15 protein-coding genes and 3 pseudogenes are annotated in these 18,615 nt (G+C 62.1%); 5 read left to right on the forward strand and 13 right to left on the reverse strand.

Features of this window, described 5'->3' with window-relative positions; all coding sequences use genetic code 11:
• Positions 1-2 precede the first annotated feature (2 nt).
• From AAFG13_RS17770 to AAFG13_RS17800, 7 genes and pseudogenes are all read right to left on the reverse strand, one after another.
• The gene (locus tag AAFG13_RS17770) at positions 3-500 is read right to left on the reverse strand and encodes a hypothetical protein (RefSeq protein WP_342712817.1); all 498 of its coding nucleotides are present in this window, start codon (positions 498-500) and stop codon (positions 3-5) included.
• A 55-nt stretch (positions 501-555) separates the two neighbouring features.
• Positions 556-717: a hypothetical protein gene (locus AAFG13_RS17775; RefSeq protein WP_342713587.1), complete on the reverse strand. Its 162-nt coding sequence runs from the start codon at positions 715-717 to the stop codon at positions 556-558.
• Positions 718-945: 228 nt separating this feature from the next.
• Positions 946-1,368: a hypothetical protein gene (locus AAFG13_RS17780; protein ID WP_342712818.1), complete on the reverse strand. Its 423-nt coding sequence runs from the start codon at positions 1,366-1,368 to the stop codon at positions 946-948.
• A gap of 97 nt (positions 1,369-1,465) precedes the next feature.
• Positions 1,466-1,905 (reverse strand): annotated as a pseudogene (locus tag AAFG13_RS17785) (hypothetical protein).
• Positions 1,906-1,912: 7 nt separating this feature from the next.
• On the reverse strand, positions 1,913-2,134 hold the full coding sequence (locus AAFG13_RS17790) for a hypothetical protein (protein ID WP_342712819.1): 222 nt from the start codon (positions 2,132-2,134) through the stop codon (positions 1,913-1,915).
• Positions 2,135-2,166: 32 nt separating this feature from the next.
• The gene (locus AAFG13_RS17795; protein WP_342712821.1) at positions 2,167-3,015 is read right to left on the reverse strand and encodes a hypothetical protein; all 849 of its coding nucleotides are present in this window, start codon (positions 3,013-3,015) and stop codon (positions 2,167-2,169) included.
• A 584-nt stretch (positions 3,016-3,599) separates the two neighbouring features.
• Entirely contained in the window at positions 3,600-3,779 is a 180-nt protein-coding gene (locus AAFG13_RS17800; protein WP_092117711.1) for a DUF3606 domain-containing protein, read from the reverse strand.
• A 575-nt stretch (positions 3,780-4,354) separates the two neighbouring features.
• On the opposite strand from AAFG13_RS17800, the gene AAFG13_RS17805 reads away from it, so the two are divergent.
• Positions 4,355-6,478 (forward strand): catalase, encoded by a 2,124-nt coding sequence (locus AAFG13_RS17805; protein WP_342712822.1) that lies wholly within the window; start codon positions 4,355-4,357, stop codon positions 6,476-6,478.
• Positions 6,479-6,674: 196 nt separating this feature from the next.
• Here AAFG13_RS17805 and AAFG13_RS17810 read toward each other — a convergent pair whose 3' ends face one another.
• Positions 6,675-7,349, reverse strand: coding sequence for an HAD family hydrolase (locus tag AAFG13_RS17810; protein WP_342712823.1), 675 nt, complete (start codon positions 7,347-7,349; stop codon positions 6,675-6,677).
• Positions 7,350-7,772: 423 nt separating this feature from the next.
• A complete protein-coding gene (locus AAFG13_RS17815; protein ID WP_342712824.1) occupies positions 7,773-9,116 on the reverse strand; it encodes a CHAD domain-containing protein in 1,344 nt (447 codons plus the stop codon).
• A gap of 177 nt (positions 9,117-9,293) precedes the next feature.
• Here AAFG13_RS17815 and AAFG13_RS17820 point away from each other — a divergent pair, with 177 nt between their 5' ends.
• Together AAFG13_RS17820 and AAFG13_RS17825 are read left to right on the forward strand one after the other, a co-directional pair.
• Entirely contained in the window at positions 9,294-9,596 is a 303-nt protein-coding gene (locus AAFG13_RS17820) for a plasmid stabilization protein (protein ID WP_342712825.1), read from the forward strand.
• A 35-nt stretch (positions 9,597-9,631) separates the two neighbouring features.
• A pseudogene (locus AAFG13_RS17825) lies at positions 9,632-10,478 on the forward strand (SDR family oxidoreductase).
• 1,334 nt (positions 10,479-11,812) lie between these two features.
• On the opposite strand, the pseudogene AAFG13_RS17830 reads toward AAFG13_RS17825, so the two are convergent.
• The 4 genes and pseudogenes from AAFG13_RS17830 to AAFG13_RS17845 all read right to left on the reverse strand — a co-directional run bounded on the left by AAFG13_RS17830 (position 11,813) and on the right by AAFG13_RS17845 (position 16,425).
• Positions 11,813-12,571 (reverse strand): annotated as a pseudogene (locus tag AAFG13_RS17830) (IS5 family transposase).
• 298 nt (positions 12,572-12,869) lie between these two features.
• Entirely contained in the window at positions 12,870-13,250 is a 381-nt protein-coding gene (locus AAFG13_RS17835; protein ID WP_342712826.1) for a nuclear transport factor 2 family protein, read from the reverse strand.
• Positions 13,251-13,287: 37 nt separating this feature from the next.
• Entirely contained in the window at positions 13,288-14,145 is an 858-nt protein-coding gene (locus tag AAFG13_RS17840) for an SDR family NAD(P)-dependent oxidoreductase (protein WP_342712827.1), read from the reverse strand.
• Positions 14,146-14,184: 39 nt separating this feature from the next.
• Positions 14,185-16,425, reverse strand: a complete 2,241-nt coding sequence (locus tag AAFG13_RS17845; RefSeq protein ID WP_342712828.1) for an AAA family ATPase — start codon at positions 16,423-16,425, stop codon at positions 14,185-14,187.
• Between the two features lie 197 nt (positions 16,426-16,622).
• On the opposite strand from AAFG13_RS17845, the gene AAFG13_RS17850 reads away from it, so the two are divergent.
• Together AAFG13_RS17850 and AAFG13_RS17855 are read left to right on the forward strand one after the other, a co-directional pair.
• Positions 16,623-17,571, forward strand: a protein-coding gene (locus AAFG13_RS17850; RefSeq protein WP_342709458.1) for an IS630 family transposase whose coding sequence is annotated in 2 segments (ribosomal slippage) — positions 16,623-16,958 and positions 16,960-17,571 — 948 coding nt in all. Because the reading frame shifts where the segments join, the coding sequence is not laid out codon by codon here.
• Between the two features lie 562 nt (positions 17,572-18,133).
• Positions 18,134-18,604, forward strand: a complete 471-nt coding sequence (locus tag AAFG13_RS17855) for a cytochrome P450 (RefSeq protein WP_342712829.1) — start codon at positions 18,134-18,136, stop codon at positions 18,602-18,604.
• The last annotated feature ends 11 nt before the right edge of the window (positions 18,605-18,615 follow it).

Consider the following 18,615-nt stretch of genomic DNA (forward strand, 5'->3'; position numbering starts at 1 on the left):
TCCTAAATGCCGTCGTGCCGCCGCCTGAAGTGCGATGCGGCGAACCAGCCGACGAGCATGATTGCAGCCCCGGCGGCCAGCACCTGGGTCGTTGGGTCGACGCTTGCCCCCGATCCCGACCGGGAGGTGGCGATCAGCCGCGCCGCGACGGGCACTGCGATGGCACGCTTGAGCATGTCAGCCTGCCGGCTGGGGCGCGGCACCGCCGGCGCTGGGCGGGCGAGCAGAATACGACCCGCCAGCAGCCCCACAAGCCCGAGCAGCAGAAAGGCGCCTCCGACCACCGCGTATGCGATCCAGATGTCGTAGCGCATCTCAAGGGCGTGGAAAGCCGCGCCAACCCCGATCCCGATCGCAATCAGGAGCGAGACCGCGCCGAACAGCATCACTCCGCACGCCACCGCGTAGCCGGTCACCAGGCGTCCGATCCAATGTCGCAAGTCCCCGAGATAGGAGCGGAAGATCAGGCTCAGCGAAGACGATAGGGTGTTGGCGCCCATGGCGATATCCAATGCAAGTCGGCTTCCGACAACCCGGCAGGATCATCGACGTTCCCTACCCCGCCGCTTGACACGGCTCCGGCCCGGCGGTCCCGGAATCGGTGAGCATGGCAGTGACCATGAGCCGCTGCTTGACGGCGTCGGCGTCGGCCGGCTTCGTCTTTGCGCTGACCGTCAGCTCGACGATCGGCTGCAGGGCATCGGAGATGTCGACCACTTTCGAGACAGCACTTCAGGCGCAGGCTGCCTCGATCCGGGAGTCCTCGCGCAGATGTTTGAGAAGTAGTTGCTGGCCGATCCGCTCGATCGGTCGTCCCCCGCGGACCGGGAACGATACCTTCACCTCGCCCAGTGCCGGGATAGGTGCTGTGATTGATGATCGCGCTACCCCAAACCGATCCGTTGGGCAACAGTATCCGGGTGTTGTCTGATGTGATCAGCTCGGTCATGAAGAGCGACAAGCCCTGCACCTTGCCGGCCTTGCCGGCGACCTCGACGACATCACCGATCCGAACGGTCTGAACAACAGGAGCATCACACCGGCGGCAAGGTTCGACAATCTCCCCTGCAAGGCCAGCCCAATTGCCAGTGACGTCGCGCCGAGTACCGCGACCAAGCTTGCCGTCTGAATGCCGCACAGCTGCAGCACGGCGATAACCGACCACGGCGGCACCGCAGAGCGAGCAAAGCTGGACAGGAAAACCGTCACCAGAGCGTGGACACGGTGCGTCGCGGCGAGCATCCGCGATACGAAGCGTTGCGCGATGCCCGATGCGTACCATCCGAGGACAATGAGCAGGGTCGCCAAAACGGCGCTCAGCCCGTAGAGGACCAGCGTCGCCTTTAATGTTTCGAAATTGAGCGCCATCGCCCCTCCCTGCGGCGAACGCTACTGACATGGTCGCCCCGCAACCCAAACGGGGAAAACCACGTTCCCGCCACGTGGCCGGCCGCCAACCGAGGGCCTAGCTGATCGGAGAGAGGTTCGCGCGCGGCGGCAGGGAACTTGAGAACGGCATCGCAACCATGAGGGTCGCGCGTTCGTCGGTTTCGAGCGCGATCTTCTGGGCAAGCATCACGTCGCCCGGCACCAGACAACCGACCGGCCGGAAGCACCAGCCGCCCACAACGCGGCCTGTGTCGTCTATTTCATAGACGTTGGACGATGTCCCGTAGAAATTCGATATCGCTTGCCCGACTCCGAGCCGACGACGTCGAAGCGGTTGCATTTCTCGAACTGCGAGCGCTGCTCGGGCGACAACCACGCGGACATCAGCGCCAGCCCGCGCGCCTCGTTTCGTTCGTGGGCCTGCCAGCGCTCCCAGATCGCGGACAGCGTCGCACGCAGCGTTCCGACGGTGCGCCGCAGCGTGGACAGCAGAGGCACGACGCGTAGACGGGCCATCATGGCCTTAGCCGCCGACCAGCCTTGGATAGAACAAGGTTTCCTCGGCGGTCGGATCCAGCGCCCGGACGAGCGCGGCTTCGCCGTGCGATTTCCGCACTGCGGCGGAGTAGCCATCCGACGTCAGTTCGGCGAAGCGCGCGTTCGCCCAGGCGAGTTGCTCGCTGTCACCCGGATCGAAATGATGGCGAGTGTCGCCGGTGTGGTCCATGATCAAGATCGTTGCCATCTCTGTCTCCTCGAGCACGTTCAATCAACAATTCAAACGATCGGTACGGCGGTGGTTGGCCTACCACCCATCCACTCCGGCAGTGATGCGCCATCGCGGTGGCGACCTCCCGCGCAGGCCGCAACCCAAGCGGCGACCGCGCCGCACAGCAGCGCCGCCGCAGCAGAAAATGCGAGGATCACCGAGCTGCGCCGCGACCGCTGGATGGCGGTTCTGGCATCACCCATGACGCTGTCGACGCGCCTTTCGGCGTCGGCAGCCGGCAGCCCCGTCGCCGCCGCGACCTGCTGGATCAGATAGCTGTGATCTTCGGTGCTCACGCTGCTATGGCCAGAGCTAGTCAATAGAATGCGGCCCGCCTCAGCCCGTTCGTAACCAATGTCAATATTGGCCGGACGCCGTGGCGACCGGTACAGACGGTCAAGCTCGGCGCTCAGCAACGGCTCCGCCGCCGTGGCCGACGGCCGATTCTGGATCGTCGGACGCGCGGCCGATAGTCCGACCAGCGCGACGACCGCCGCGCCCACGATAACGGCGAGGGCCCAGGCGGTCAGACCATGAAGTCCGTCGTTGTTTTCGATCACATCGGCCGGCGTCGCGCCGATCACGTGCTGCGCGCGGCCGGCAATATAGCCGCCGACGCCGAAGCTCACCAGCGCCTGCAGGATCAGGTACAGCCCGGACAGCAGCGCGAGCGCAGACGATGCATCGCGCCATGAAGGTGAGCTTGAGCTAACAGCCAAGCCGATTGCAGCGCCGAAGCTGATCAAGATGAGCGACAGAGCAGCTGCGGCGAGCGCACCCGCGAAGACCGGGCTCCACTGCAGACGCAAGCCGCCCTTGTTGTCGACGACGTCGGCAACACTTTGATGACTGTCCATGATGTACCTACCGCAATCCAAAGAACGACAGCACCGCAAGGATGACCACGATCAGTCCCACCAGATAAATCAGCTGGTTCATTCAAGCCTCCTCCACTCAAATCGTCCTGACAATCTGGCCAGGAAGCCAAAGTTCCTATGCGAGCCAACGAGCCCAATGTGGGGGTGAACCTCGCGAGCGGATAGTAACTCCGCAGAAGCTGGAACAGGCGTGTGACACAACTGTTGGTGGAGAACGATTCTGTTGCTGACGAGGAAGAGGGCCAGATTCCTCGTAGTAAGGGCTATCGAGTCGCGAGACTTCGCGAATGCGGGCCTCAGACCAACTGTAAACCGGCCATTTCGACCGAAGCGCCAAGACGGTTACCCAACCCAAGCGGCTCAAAATTGGAGGGGTGAATTGATCACCCTGGAAGCGTGGTCTTGTTGGGTTGGTCGATCTCCGTCGGCGCGTCAGGGCTCTCGCTTTCTGCATTTAACTCGACTTCCGCCGCGTGCCAGAATTCGGTGTCCCGGCCTTCTGGCTTCCCAGCTTTCCCAGAGCAGGTGCGCGTAGTCTCGTATCTGCTGTTCGGTCGCCATGCCTACTCCTTGATGCCCAACTCTTTGCGCACCGTCGCTGCAGAATTCCCGACCTTGTCGACGGCCTTCTGAAGCTCTTCCTTCGACACGCCAAGCGCATGGGTCCAGTATTTGACCTCAAAGGGCTCGTGCATGTTGATCTTCGAGCGGTCCGGCTGTTCTTTTTTCGTCAGATTGTCCATCGGCCCTTCGCTATTTCACACGGCGCATTCGGGACGGCTTTGGCCCACGCAAATATCTTAATGCCTCGACCGCGACGACGTTTTCTTCGCCGGCTTTCCCGGCGATGAACTCGGTGACAGGTTACCTAACCGACTTCGCTTCTCCGCGGTCAAATCAGTCATCCCTCTCCGGCTACTCCTTTGGGAAAGACCGACCAACGCGACCTAGAAACCCTTGTTCCTCGCGTTCGATTGAGGGCCAGAAAAATGAGAATCGATCGGTTGGAAGGCGGAGTGCCCGCGTTGCCGTCAGCGGCCCAAGCCCATGACGTCTCTGGACCAGCGCACCGACCTGATCCGCCTACGCTGCGGTGAGGTTGAGCAACGGTCGGACAAACAATGTCAGGTCATTGGCCAGACGATCGAGATCTCCAAGGCCCGGTGAGCGACAGGACGGTACGCGAAGAAGCAAGCGTGCGGCGATCGGCACCCGAAGCGTTTGCAAGCGCCGCTGACCAGGGTTGGCGTCCGAATAGGAACGTAGTGCGTCTCGCGGGATTTAGGACTTCCTAGTTCGTCCTCCAGGAAACCAAGCAATGGCGAAGACAACGAAGCCAACCCGCGAATTCCGCAGGACGGCAACCATCCACGATCAAACGCTTGAACGTGGTGATGGAGGCGAACTTCATCAAATTGCATCAGGTAAGGTGCCTATGCTCACGACGGCGCAGGGTGGCCCGGTTTCCAACGACCAGAGCTCCCTGAAAATCGGTCCGCGTGGCCCGACGCTGCTGGAGGATTTCCATTTTCGGGAAAAGATCTTCCACTTCGATCACGAACGGATTCCCGAGCGGGTCGTGCATGCGCGCGGCTATGCGGCGCACGGATACTTCGAGAACTACAAGCCGTTGTCTAAGTACACCAGAGCCGACCTTTTCCAGCGCGCCGGAGAAAAGACGCCTGCTTTTGTCCGGTTTTCGACCGTGGCCGGAAGCAAGGGTTCGGTCGACCTCGCCCGGGATGTCCGTGGCTTCGCCGTAAAGCTCTACACGCAGGAAGGCAACTGGGACATCGTTGGCAACAACATCCCGGTTTTCTTCATCCAGGACGCCATCAAGTTTCCCGACATGGTCCACGCTGTAAAGGAGGAACCTGATTGCGCCTTTCCGCAGGCACAATCGGCCCACGACAATTTCTGGGATTTCATCAGCCTCACCCCCGAGAGCATGCACATGATCATGTGGGTGATGTCCGATCGTGCTATCCCGCGATCGTTCCGCTTCATGGAAGGTTTCGGCGTGCACACCTTCCGGCTTGTGAACGCGAAGGACGAGTCCACCTTCGTCAAATTTCACTGGAAACCTAAATTGGGCATGCAGTCGGTGGTCTGGAACGAAGCCATCAAAATCAACGGTGCCGATCCTGACTTCCATCGCCGGGATCTTTGGACCGCCATCAAAACCGGCAACTTCCCGGAATGGGAACTTCAACTGCAACTGTTCGATCAGGACTTCGCTGATTCCTTCGACTTCGACGTGCTTGATCCGACGAAGCTCATACCGGAGGAAGTACTGCCGCCCATCCCCGCTGGTCGGCTGGTGCTCGATCGCATGCCCGACAATTTCTTTGCGGAAACCGAACAGGTCGCCTTCATGACCCAGAACGTTCCGCCGGGGGTCGACTTCTCGAACGATCCGCTGCTGCAGGGACGCAACTTCTCGTACCTCGACACCCAGCTCAAGCGGCTCGGAAGCCCAAACTTCACGCACATCCCGATCAATGCGCCCAAATGCCCGTTCGCTCATTTTCAGCAGGACGGCCACATGGCCATGCGCAATCCAGTCGGGCGCGCCAACTACCAGCCGAATTCCTTCGGCGAAGGCCCCAGAGAGTCGCCACAGCGCGGCTTCACGTCATTCGCCGACGTCGACCAAGGCCCCAAACGTCGTCTGCGCGCCGAGAGCTTCGCAGACCATTATAGCCAGGCGCGTCAGTTCTTTATCAGTCAAACCATGGGAGAGCAGGCGCACATCGCTGCCGCTTTGACGTTCGAACTCAGCAAGGTTCAAACGCCTGCTATCCGGGAACGGATGGTCTCGCATCTCCTGAACATCGATGAGACGCTGGCCAACAAGGTCGCCGGCAAACTTGGTCTGCAGAAGATGCCAAAGCCGGCAGACGCTGCCGTGCCGACACGTCAGGATCTCGATCCCTCCCCGGCGCTGAGCATCGTCGAGAATGGACCCGAGCGCTTCGAGGGCCGCAAGTTGGGTATCCTGGTTTCCGACGGAACCGATGCCGGTCTGCTTCAGGCACTCAAGGCCGCGCTCGACAAGGCCGGAGCGACGTACGAGATCATTGCGCCGACGGTCACCGGAGCCAAGGCGAACGACGGCAGTTGGATCGACGCCGATCAAATGATCGATGGCGGGCCCTCGGTGTTGTACGATGCTGTTGCCCTGCTACCGACACAGGCGGCCATGGATGATCTGCTGCAGGAGTCTTCGGCACGAGATTTTGTCGCCGACGCATTCGCGCACTGCAAGTTCATCGGCTACGTTGGCTCTGCGCTGCCGCTGTTCGCGAAAGCCGGCATCGCCGCCGATGATTTGGACGAGGGTTGTGTCACCTTGGAAAGCGCCGGGGACGCCAAATCATTTGTCGACCGCCTCGGGAAGCTCCGCGTCTGGGAACGCGAGCCCAATGTCAAGATTATCTAGGAGAGACGGTCTTGACCGGCCGGAAGGGCAGGCTTCGACGACGCGCCTGCGCTTTGCGAGCGACGCGGCCAGACCGACGGTCCGAAAATAGATTTCTGACCGCAAGGGGAGCGCGAAATCGGCGCGGGGCGCGCCTGACCGCCGCAATAACAACGCTGCCGCTGCTTTTCATTCAACTTATGAAGACAAGAATCGATCAGCGCCGTCCTCCAACCTCGTCAATCCGGCGCAACAGGTCGGCTGGGTCGTCATAGACGCGAAACGCCCCGGATTGCCTGAGTTCGTCCGGTCCATACCCGCCGCTCAGGAGACCTACTCCCAGTGCACGGCAACGAACGGCCGCCAGCATGTCCCAGACACTGTCGCCGACCACGATGGCAGTTTCGATTGGCGCGTTGAGCCGCGCGGCCGCGGCAAGAAACAAATCCGGATCCGGTTTGGCATACTTGACCTGATCGCGCGTCACGACCGAGGCTCGTTCCAGATCGACGCCCAACGAAGCAAGATTGACGGCAGCGGTTTCCATTCGACCACTGGTCGCGATCGCCCACGGAATTCCAGCTTCCGACAACCACCGCAAAAGGTCGCGCGCGCCCGGCGGAGGGCGGACCTGGCTTGCCTGTTGCTGGTAAGAGGCCGCATGCGCGCGCCGTAGGCGGTCGATGCGCTCCGCGCTGATCTCGATGCCGATCTCCCGGAGGAGTTGATTGGTGAAGAGGCCACCGCTCATGCCGATCTTGCGATGGATGCGCCAGACCGATAGTTCGATTCCTTCGGAATCGAGTGCATGCTTCCAGGCCAGCACGTGCTGATAGACGCTGTCGACCAGCGTACCGTCGAGATCGAACAGGAAGACTGACTCGATGCGCATGCGAACTCTCCGTCACAGGTGGCCTTGCACCCTCCCCCAGGGACGACATAGCACTCACCGATACGCAACCAAGGTGCTGGCACTTGGCCCACTGGAATGTAGGCTTCAGTCCTCGCCTTGCCGTTGCAATCAGTGAAGCGCACTTTTCCGACACAGGCCGGGACGCTTCTTAGGGGACCGCAAATGTCGTCGGATCAACTTCGCTCGCGCTGTATGAAACATCTGCGAGAGGCCGCACAGGTTCCCGGTCGACTGCGCTTAACGAGGCTCACTGCGCAAACGGCGCAACCGGCCGATTTCTCTGGACGCCGCCTTCATCAAACCCCTTGCCGCCTCGCGCTCCCGACCAACCACAAACCCGGACACGAATGCCTGAGCCCTCCGATTGGCGCGAGGGGCGTTCAGCGCAGCATTAGTCCCCATCTAGCGATGCGCCATAAAGTCATTCAAGGAGCCAAGGGCCGATTGAATTCTCTTGAGCCGGTCGGAGAGCCCCGCGAGTTCCTTGTGATCGCTATGGGCGTAAAGGCTCTTAAAGAACTCGACGGCATAACGGATCTTCTTGATTCTTATCCGTAGTTTGTGGCGTTGCGTCGGATCGAGTTTCTGCAAGCGTTTGCCTTGCTTGCGTGCCTTCCTGATGCGCCGGTCGAGCAATGCTGCCGCATAGGGACCAATCAATCGCTTGTCGTGGGCTGACGCCCTGCTGGTCTCGATCCATTCGAGCACATCGAGCAAAAGACGACGAAACCGGGCCGACGCGACCGCCCGTCCAGCGCGGTTAAAGGCCGCAAGCCGTTGAGCGGAAAACTTCTTCTCGATAGCGCGAGAGCCGCGTTTTGGCACGTTCTCATGCGCGACGGGATGAACGCGCTCTTTCAAGAATACGTCGATCTCACGAGCTGGCGCGAGCTCACGGGTGAGCCATTTAAGCTCAGCCTTAATCTGCGCGGTATTCGTTCGTGGAAGGACATCGTTGAAGAGCGAGATGGCGGCGCGCGTTCGCCGCAAGCCTACGCGCATCTGATGAATTGCCTCCGAATCAAGTGCACGCACCGCATCCGCATTGCATGCAAAATGCCGGAGCGTCGCAAACGCAACTACGCGGAAGGCTCCGTTTGGCGCTAACTCACGATCAAGCCGAGTAGGTGCCGCATGCATCGCTCTTTCGCCGTCATCTTCGAAGAGCCGATAGCCCTTCTCTGCCTTCGATCGCAAGTCGAGTTCGGCGGTCTTGCGATTGAACTTTCGCGCCCACGAAAACAGATCTAACGGATGTCCGGATTTTAGTTCGAGCTCGAATTCGGCAATCGGTTGCGAGCGGCTGCCGGCCCAAATCCTGCCGCGGTCGATCGCGAGCTCAATCTCGCTGCGGCGGGTTCGAATTGTCTGTGCGGCACGATGAACCGAGGTGCGAAAGACCGGCTTCAGCTTCCGGGACAAGTTCTTAGCGTTGAAGTCATCGAGCGGCGTACCTTCCGCTTTGGCAATGTCCGGCTTGAGGCTATCGACCTCAGCCTGCCATTCGCCACGCGTGAGGTTTCCTGAAGCATTGGACTTTACCGTTTGCACAAACCTGTTGTCGACCTGACGCACTCTCAGCGTAAGGTCACTCCGCTTGAGCTTGCGCTTGTTCGTATCAAAATACGTCGAAACAAGATCTTGCTTGGACCAATCGGCGCGGCGCACACCGGGGACGCGGCCCTTTATCATGGCCGATAGCCCGCGGGGCGAAGCACGGAACTTCAATTCGCTCTCGACGCTCATTGCCGATTCAAAAGACGCAATCACGTAAAGGTTCCCGTCGTCGCGGCATGAGGTTTTTTGGACTGTGACTGCGCGACTAGGATGTGGCGCGGCTACCGCGCCACAAACTTGTCATCATGACTGGAACCGGCAAGCCTTCCCAGTTTTGAACCAATATTTCAATCGAGGGAGGACGCCATGCCTCGCGGCGACAAGTCCAGTTACACTGAAAAGCAAAAGCGCCAGGCGGAGCACATTGAGGAAGGCTATGAGCACCGCGGCGTTCCGGAGAAGGAGGCCGAGCGGCGCGCTTGGGCGACCGTGAACAAGGAGACCCACGGTGGCAAGAAGAGCGGCTCCGGCCGCGGAGCGGAAGAAGACCATTCGCCGTCGAAGAAGGGGGGCCGTCTCGGCGGCGTCGCCTCGGCCAAGCGGCCCGCTGCGGATCGGTCGCGATCAGCCAAGAAGGCGGCGCGGACCAGAAAGCGGCGCGCTGCCTGAAGACGTGTAATCGACAGCGCCCTCTCGGCGCGAGAATGGCTGTCCTTGCACGGATTAACGGGAGTCCTGTCTGGAGGAAAGAGTTCCAAGAGAAGGTCCTCATTTACCGCGCGGCGTCCGACATCGGCGAAGCAACAGCTCGCCGGTTTGCGGCCGAGGGCGCCAAGGTCGCGTTGGTCGACCGCAACAAGGACGGCCTCGAAAAGGTCGCCAAGAGTCTTTCGGCCGACGATGGCCCATGCCGCCGACGTGTCGGATTCTAGGGCTGTCGACACGATGGTCGCCGCAGTAGTCGGTCAGTTCGGCCGGCTAGACGTCATCGTAAACAACGCGGGCGTCCATAAAGGCGGCGACCCGGCGTCCATTAGCGACGACAGATGGCGGAAAGTCCTGTCGACCGATGTCGACGGCGTGTTCTACGGCTGCCGCGCGGCCCTAACCCGTCTTGAGAGGACCAAGGGCTCGATCGTGAACACGGCATCAGTCTCGGGGACAGGCGGGGATTGGGGCATGAGCCCCTACAATGCGGCGAAGGGCGCCGTCGTCAACCTAAAGCGCGCGCTTGCGCTCGACCTCGGCAAGAAGGGCGTCCGCGTGAACGCGGTCTGCCCGAGCTTCACCCGCACGGGTATGATTGATGCACGACAGGGAACTGCCGCGAAGTTCGCCGAGCGGATCCCGCTGGGCCGCGTCTGCGAGCCACAGGAGGTCGCCGCCGTGATCGCGTGTCCGCCTCAAACGGGCAGCCGCCGCAGGAGTAGCCATGGCGGCGCCAGTCACTACGCGAAACGGCGGTCGTCGAGGCGACCATGGCCGGGCCAAATCTGCCCCGTCAGCCACCTGCAAATCAGTACGGAAAGCCTGTCCGTCCGCCTAGAATGAAATACGGACGACAGGCTATCGTGCCTTGTGATGAATTTGGCGCTTCTAGTGAAGCGCACGGGCGCGATTTTGAACTCCCCTGCACGACGGCCCTCGGGATGTTCCACGTAGTCCGGCCATACCGCATGGCGTGACTTTCCGCCCTCTTAGGCCTTGTCGCGGGAAAGAGGTAGTCTGTCGCCTCTGAGGTAGGTTTCATTGTGAGGTGATCACGAGGCACGGCCGTCGGCCATGCTTGATCGCTCAAGGAACGCCGCGCCTTCTATCCTGTTGTTTTTTGACTTTCAACCTTGCGGGAGAAGCAGACGAGGGAGGAAGCAGTCATGCGGATACTCACTCTATTGACGCTCGTCTTCGCGGCCACGGCGATCGGCTTCCGGCAGCCGCCCAGCAGACGAGTCCGGGGCAGAACCTTCAGAGCGAAGCCGACAAGGGTGCGAAAACCCAGAACTCAGGCGCGTCGGGCTATGTCGGAGAACAAGAAAGGCCGGGCGCTGCCTCCCATCCGCCTGGCGAGCCGAACACCGCTGCCGCGGGCATAAGTCCGGCAACGGCGCCCAACGCACAGAATTCTGGTGCCGGCATCAGCGGTTCAGCTGGCAACAAGAACGGACCTGCCGCACAAAAGAGCACAGTCGGATCAAGCCAGCAACACCTCTCGGTGCAGTAGCAGGATCCCTCGAACCTGAAGGGCCTTCCGGGGGCAAGAGCGGATCCGCTACCAAGCAATCACCTCGGTAGAATGTCAGACTGCCTGTTGTCTAAAAGGTGCCGCTGCGATTCGTGGCGGCTCCTACGTGTGCGCGAGGTCAGTGCTCGTCCAATATCCGCAACCTTCGCGCGTCGACGACACGACGTGAAATCCCGTTTGCGCGCCTAACCAGCAAGGGCCTGGATCTCGTCGTCTTCCGAAGACTCACACAGTCTAGGAAGCGTTCGCCCGAGCGCGTTCGCGCCCCTCGCGGCGACGTTCGCGTCGCCGCTCGCCCGGTCAACGCCACATGCTTGGCGCCCGACCCGCTTGAGACCTTCGGGCGACACCTCCCCGCAGTTGGCAGCTTCCAAAATCTTCGAGGCGACGTGGGCGCGCGTCCCGATCTCGCGGTGCGAAACGCTCTGGCAGACTTCGCTCGAGGACCACGCACGCGCAGAAGTGCGGTGGTAGCCTCGAACATGAACTGCTCCCATAAGGGAAGCCCGATCCTAGCGCAATTATTCGCTCTTGGAATTTCGAATGTAGGTCAAAGCAATTGCGGCGCCGCAGTCTGGCATGCCATGGAAGACGAGATCCTGCTCGGGAAGCGGTGGACTTGCACCGCCTCTCGCGGTCTCCGCTAGGGCGTGGACTCATAACGCGCGGCCAGCCATAGCCCGATAGATGCGAGTTGGACGAAGGCAAGGTAGTTTCCCGCAAGCCTGTCGTAGCGCGTCGCCACACGACGACATTGTTTGATCCTGTTGAAGAACCGTTCGACCTGGTTGCGAGCGCGATAAAGGTACGGGCTGAAGCAGATCGGATCGCTGCGATTTCTTTTTTGGGGGGATGTTGGCCCACACCCCTTTTTCAGGGCCAGCTCTCTTACCCAGTCGGCGTCATAGCCACGGTCGGCAAGCAGCATTGACCCGGGAGCTTCAGGCGAGAGAGCAGTTTTCCGGCAAGTCGAACGTCGTGGGCCTCGCCGGGGCTCAACGCCAACCGTACCGGCAAACCATAGCTACCGACCACCGCGTGGATTTTACTCGTCAAGCCGCCGCGTGACCTTCCCATCGATTGGCGCCGATTCCTAGTGATGCAGGCTCCATGCTGATGCACGCGGAGAATCGAGGTGTCGATCATTGGACAGCGGCATCGTGGGAAGCAGCAAGTGCGTCTAGGATGCGCCCCCAGACACCAGCCCGCCGCCAACGGACGAAGCGGTTATGTGGTGTACGGACCAAACATCTTGGGCAGATCACGCCAAGGTGCTCCAGCGCAAGACCCAGAAGATGCCATTGAGGACACGACGGTCGCTAACCCGAGGAACGCTAGGCGGCTTGTTCGGCAGCATGGGCTTGATGGCAATCCATTCATAATCGGCGAGTTCGTAGCGCATGATTCGAGCTCCCAGTTTGGAAGCTTGAATCACACGGGGCTGGCCAGACGCAACGCTCCCGGCCGCGGCAGTTCTTGGCCCATCTCGTCATTTCGCTGCAGCGCGCCGATCAGCTCAACTCACGGGGCTCGCGACCCGGAGGACGTGTTCGCGCTCCGAGGCCGCACGAGCTTGGACCCGTTTGAAAGCACCGGAGCGCTTCCACGTCCGGACGATTCGATCATCGCCGTCTTCCAAGGATGCAGGGTTGGGAAGTCACTGGTCGTCCGCGGCGACGCGCTGATCCCGTTCAGGGCAGTTACGTCGTCGAGTTGACGCTCCACGCATGCGCCTTGATGCGCAGCGCAGCACCGTCCTTCTCGGCGACGAGCAGGAAGTTTCCGCTCACGTCCATCGTTTTCGCGTCGGCCACGTTGATATTGCCGGTCCAGGTGCCTTGCTCCCAAACCACATCTCCCTCGGTCGTGCAGCTTCCTTCCTGAATCTCCAAATGATTCCAAATTTTCACCGCGACCTCGCCCCATACCTCGATGTTGGCGCGCCCGGTCACGCTGGGTTGTCCGGCCGGGATGAGAACGGCATCTTCGGAAAATAACGCTGCCCAGCGATGGGCGTCGTGGCTGTTGACCGTCTCGACAAACTTGGAGTTCAAGTCGGAAAATTGTTTGGAAATACTCATAGTGGCCTCCATGAGATGAGATAAGATTTTGAGCCGATTAGGGACGCGCGGAGACTGCTTCCGGAGGCGTTGAGGCCTCGTGGAGCGAGGCCTTGTCGAAGGCGGCCAGGATCTGATCGAAGCGGCCGGCGACGAGGTCGCGCAACTCCGGATGGGTCAGGACGTAGAGATCGTTGCTTCTGAGAGCAGCGAGCACGCGGTCGGCCACGAAGTCGGGATCCAGTCCGACCTCGACGAGAGCGGCCATCTGCGGGTTGGCGGGCGCGTCGTCGGCGCCGCCGAAGCGGGCCGGCCGGTTCCTGGCGCTGGTCGCGATGCGCGTGCGCACGAAGGCGGTGCACAGCACGCTGACCCCGATGTCAGTGCCGGCGAGCTCGGCGGCGAGGGTTTCCGTCAGCGAGATCACGGCGGCCTTGGTGGCGTTGTAGGGCGCAATTCCGGCCGGTCCCGCTAGCCCGGCCAGGGACGCGGTATTGACGACGTGTCCGCCCTCGCCGTGCGCCTTGATGTGCGGCAGGAATGCCTGGATGCCATGGACGGCGCCCATGAAATTGACGCCGATCAGCCAATCCCAGTCCGTTTCCGTGATGGCCTCGACGGGTCCTCCGATCCCGACGCCGGCGTTGTTGCAGACGATGTGGACCTTGCCGAAGGCCGCGAAGGTCTCCTCGGCGGCGCGGACGACTGAGGCGCGGTCCGAGACGTCGCAGGCGACCGCCCGCGCGTCGGCGCCTGAATCCTGCAGGTCGCGCAAGGCAGAGTCGAGCGCGCCCTGCTCGATGTCCGCGAGCATCACCTTCGCCCCCTCCGCGGCGAGGGCCCGGGCTAAGGCGAAGCCGATGCCGCTGGCCGCGCCGGTCACGAAGGCGGTTCTTCCGTCGAAACTCTCGATCATCTTCCTTCTCCCTTCCTTGGCCGGCGGTTCGTCGGACAGTCAGGCGGACCACCACCACCATCCACTCGTCATGATCCGGTTGCGCAACTCCGCCGTGCGCGGGGCGCGCGGCGGAAGCGTCTTGACCAGCGCCATCGCCCGCTTGAGATGCGCGGTCGCCTCGACGTTGTTGGTGGCCGCGGTGGCGCGAACGGACGCCGCAATGTAGAGGTCGGCCGCCTTCTCGGTCTGGCCCGCGTCGGCGCAGTGACGGGCGAGCGTCTCCGGTTGGCGCGCCCGGATCTCCGGGAAGTCGGATTCGAGCGTCGCGGCGATGCGCGCGTGCAGCCGCTGCCGCTTCTCGCGCAACATGGTGCCGTAGGCGGCGTCCTGCACCAGCGCATGCTTGAACGTGTATTCGGCGTCGGGCGGGGCGCCGCGCCGAAAGATCAATTCGGCGCTCTCGAGCCGTTCCAGGGAGCGCTCCAGCAGTGGCGGCGGAAGCCCCGCGACGGCGGCGATCAGCTCGTAGGAGAATTGGCGGCCGAGCGCCGCGCCGAGCTGCGCGAGATCGCGCGTTTCGGGCATCCGGTCGAGGCGGGCGAGCAGCGAGGCGAGCAGCGTTTCTGGGATCGCGGTCCGTCCGACCAAGGCGGTCGCGAGATAGGCGTTGTTGCCAGCCTTTCTGACCAGTCCGCTCTCGAGGACGGTCTTGGTCAGTTCCTCGACGAACAGCGGAACGCCGTCAGTGCGATCCAGGATCTGGCCGGCGATCTCCCTCGGCAGAACCCGACCGCCCGCGAGGTGGGAGATGATGGCCGCGCATTGGTCGGGTGGCAGCCTGCCGAGACCGATCCAATCCACGTGGGGGCGGTCGCGCCAGGGCGGCGCGAATTCCGGGCGGAACGTTACGACGAGAAGAACCCGCAAGGCCGTCAGCCGGTCGACGAGAAGGTCGAGCAGGGCACGCGTGGTCGGATCACTCCAGTGCACGTCCTCGAATATCATCAGCACGGGCCGTCGCGCGGCGAGGCCCTCGATCAGCGTAAGCGGTGCTTCGAGCGTTCTCGCCTTGCGCATCGGCGGCGGCAAGTCGATGACCGGATGGCGGTCGCCCGGTGGGATGCCCAGAAGGTCGGCCAGCAGCGGCAGAGCCTCGCCCGGGCTGTCGGTCGCCTGCGCGATCACGGCCTCCAGCTTGGCGAGACGCGCGGCGTCGGCGTCGGCGCGGCGGATGCCGGCGGCGTGGTTCAACTGCGCGATCAGCGGGTGAAGCGCGCTGTCCTGATGATGCGGGGAGCAGAAATATCGCAAGCGCGCATGCGACTCCTGGGCGGAGCGCTCCAGAAGGACTTGCGTCATGCGCGACTTGCCGACTCCGGCTTCTCCCGACAGCAGCACGACGTGTCCCTCTCCCGCCTTCGCCTGCTCCCAGCGGCGTAGGAGCAGTGAGGTCTCGTCGTCCCGGCCGACGACCGGCGTGCCGGCGGCGCGTAGCGCCTCGAAACGGCTTTCGGCCGCGTCGCTCCCCAGTACCTGCCAGGCACGCACCTCGCGGTCGAAGCCCTTGAGCGCGACCGTGCCGAGGTCGCGGTATTCGAACAGTCCGCCCGTCAGGTCGTGCGTGCCGGATGCGATGACGACGGCTCCGGGTGGGGCCAGAGCCTGCAGCCTGGCAGCGAGATTGGGGGTTTCTCCGACGACCGCCTGCTCCTCGGCCGCGCCGGTTCCGAGCAGGTCGCCGACGACCACGAGCCCGGTGGCGATCCCGACCCGGACGCCCAGCGGCGCGCCGGCGGAGGTGTCGAGGAGGGGCACGGCCTCGACGAGGGCGAGGCCTGCGCGCACCGCGCGTTCGGCGTCGTGCTCGCTCGCCAGCGGATAACTGAAATAGGCCAGCACGCCGTCGCCCATGTATTTGGCGACGAAGCCTCCCTCGCGCTCGATGGCTTCCGCGCAGCACTTGTGATAGGCCGTGACGACGGCGCGCAGGTCCTCGACGTCGAGCCTGGTCGACAGCGCGGTCGACCCGACGAGGTCGCAGAACATGATGGATAGATGACGGCGTTCGGCCTCAATCTGTGGTTTGGAACAAGGACGCGCGTCGGCGCGCGGAAGCTCGGCGATGCCCGCCAATAGCTTGCGGCGGTGACCGAGCGAGGCGACCCCGATCTCCTTCAGGTCCAGGTCGGTCAGATGAGGCAGCACCGAGACGTCGACGTCATTCCGGGCGAAACACGCCGCATATTCGACCAGCCCGACGGCCATCAACCATTCGGTAACCGACGTTGGCTGGGACATTCCCTATCCATCCCGCGGTTTGACGTTCGCGATTTTAGCCTCTGAGACCGGCGGAGCACTCTGAGGGATCGGCCCAGCTCCCTGGAGTGGCAGCCACCGAGAACTAGAGCGGTTCATCGATTAATTGAATCGGGAGGGATTCCGTCGGGCGGCGGTTTGTGATTCAAGATGCTGGCTGGATCGGAGGCCAGTATCGGATGGTCCGACCTCTTTCGAATGATCTGCGTGAGCGAGCCGTAAAAGCGGTGGAATCCGGCGAGAGTTGCCATGCTGTGGCGGCCCGGTTCGATGTTGCAGTGTCGTCCGTCGTGAAGTGGCGGCAGCGCTATCGCGCGACGGGTTCGGTGGCGCCGGGCAAGATGGGCGGTCACCGTAAGCCGGTTCTGGAACCGCATCGAGCGTTCATCGTGGAGCGGATCAGGCAGACGCCACATCTAACGCTGCACGGGCTGAAGGACGAACTTGCCGCGCGAGGCGTGAAAGTCTCGCACCATGCGGTATGGACCTTCCTGCGACGCGAAGGTCTCAGCTTCAAAAAAAACACTGTTCGCCCTTGAGCAGGGCCGCGCCGACGTCGCGCGGCGGCGGCAGCGCTGGCGCAGCTTGCAGGATCGCCTCGATCCAAACCGCCTGGTGTTCATCGACGAGACCTGGATCAAGACCAACATGGCCCCGCTGCGCGGCTGGGGATCCAAGGGCGAGCGGTTGCGCGGCTTTGCGCCGCACGGTCACTGGCGAACTCTGACCTTCCTCGGTGCCCTACGCTCCGACCAGCTCACTGCGCCTTGCGTATTCGACGGACCGATCAACGGCGAAAGCTTCCGCGCCTATGTCGAACAGCAACTCGTCAAAGTGCTCAAACCGGGCGACATCGTCGTCATGGATAATCTTGGTAGCCACAAGTCGCCGACCGTCCGCAAGATGATCCGGAAAGCCGGCGCAAGGCTGTGGTACCTGCCACCGTACTCACCCGACCTCAACCCGATCGAGCAAGTCTTCGCCAAGATCAAGCACTGGATGCGCATCGCACAGAAACGCACGATCGACGACGCTTGCGACCACATCGGCCACATTGTCAGAAGCGTTCTGCCCGGCGAATGCAGCAACTACTTCGTTAATGCCGGATACGCTTCCATCAAAAAATGAAACGCTCTAGAGCACGCGATTGGCCCAATCGCAGCGCGTACCGGGCGTAGCAAGCAGCGGGTTGAACCGAGGGCGACATACGTTGCCGCCACCAACTGACGCGGCTTGTCGACGGCCTCGACGCTGCCATTGGAAAAACCGGGACCTCGGCACGTCCCGGTGGCGGCTCTCCAATCACACTACATCATGTGGCCGCACTACGGAAGTGCGGCTGAGGTCTGCAAATGTGGGCCCATCGCGACATACTGCAGTGCCGCACGAACTTGGTCGCTATAGGAGCAAAGCGGACGTAGTCACCAGTCACATGACGCCGCCGGGTTTATAGGTACATGGCCTAGTTTTACCGAAGCGATCCATAGACGCTCTCACCCTGCTTTGCGCACAAACAACGGAGCTCTGTCGCCGATTCACGCGTTTATTGCCGATTTTTCAGTTTCCTATGTTGTTCATGAATGTTGCAGCTCTTCGAGACTAGCCACGAGGGATCTTTTCGGCCGCCCGCCCCAGACCATTTGAAGAGCCGATCGAAAGGGTAAAGCTTCCCTTTTTTCAGACTCTCCTGGTGCATGATCCGTCAACTATCAAGCACGTTCTGGTCGACAATGCGTCCAACTATCGCAAGGACCCGATCCAGCGCCGCATCCTCGCGTCCGGCCTCGCGGATGGCCTGTTGAGTGTGGAAGGCGCGCGCTGGGAGAGTCAACGGCGCATGCTCGCGCCGCTCTTCGCACGCCGATCCGTCGTCTCATTCACCCAGGCCATACTTGAGGCAGCCGACCATGTCAGCGCGAGGTGGCGGGCCTTGGCGCCGCCACATGCGATCGATGCCACGGCGGAGGTCACGCTATTGACCTTGAATGTGCTGGCACTGACCATTTTCTCTGATGGCATCGGCACGAGCTACGACGAATTTCGTTCAGCCATGAATGCCTATTTTGAAGCAATTGGACAGATCGACGCGTTCGATCTCTTGCGCGTGCCCAGATTAGTGCCGCGGTCGCACCGCAACTCTTTGCGGTCCACGATGGTCTAGTTCGAAAATGT

This window comes from Bradyrhizobium sp. B124, assembly GCF_038967635.1.
In the GTDB taxonomy this organism is placed as follows: domain Bacteria; phylum Pseudomonadota; class Alphaproteobacteria; order Rhizobiales; family Xanthobacteraceae; genus Bradyrhizobium.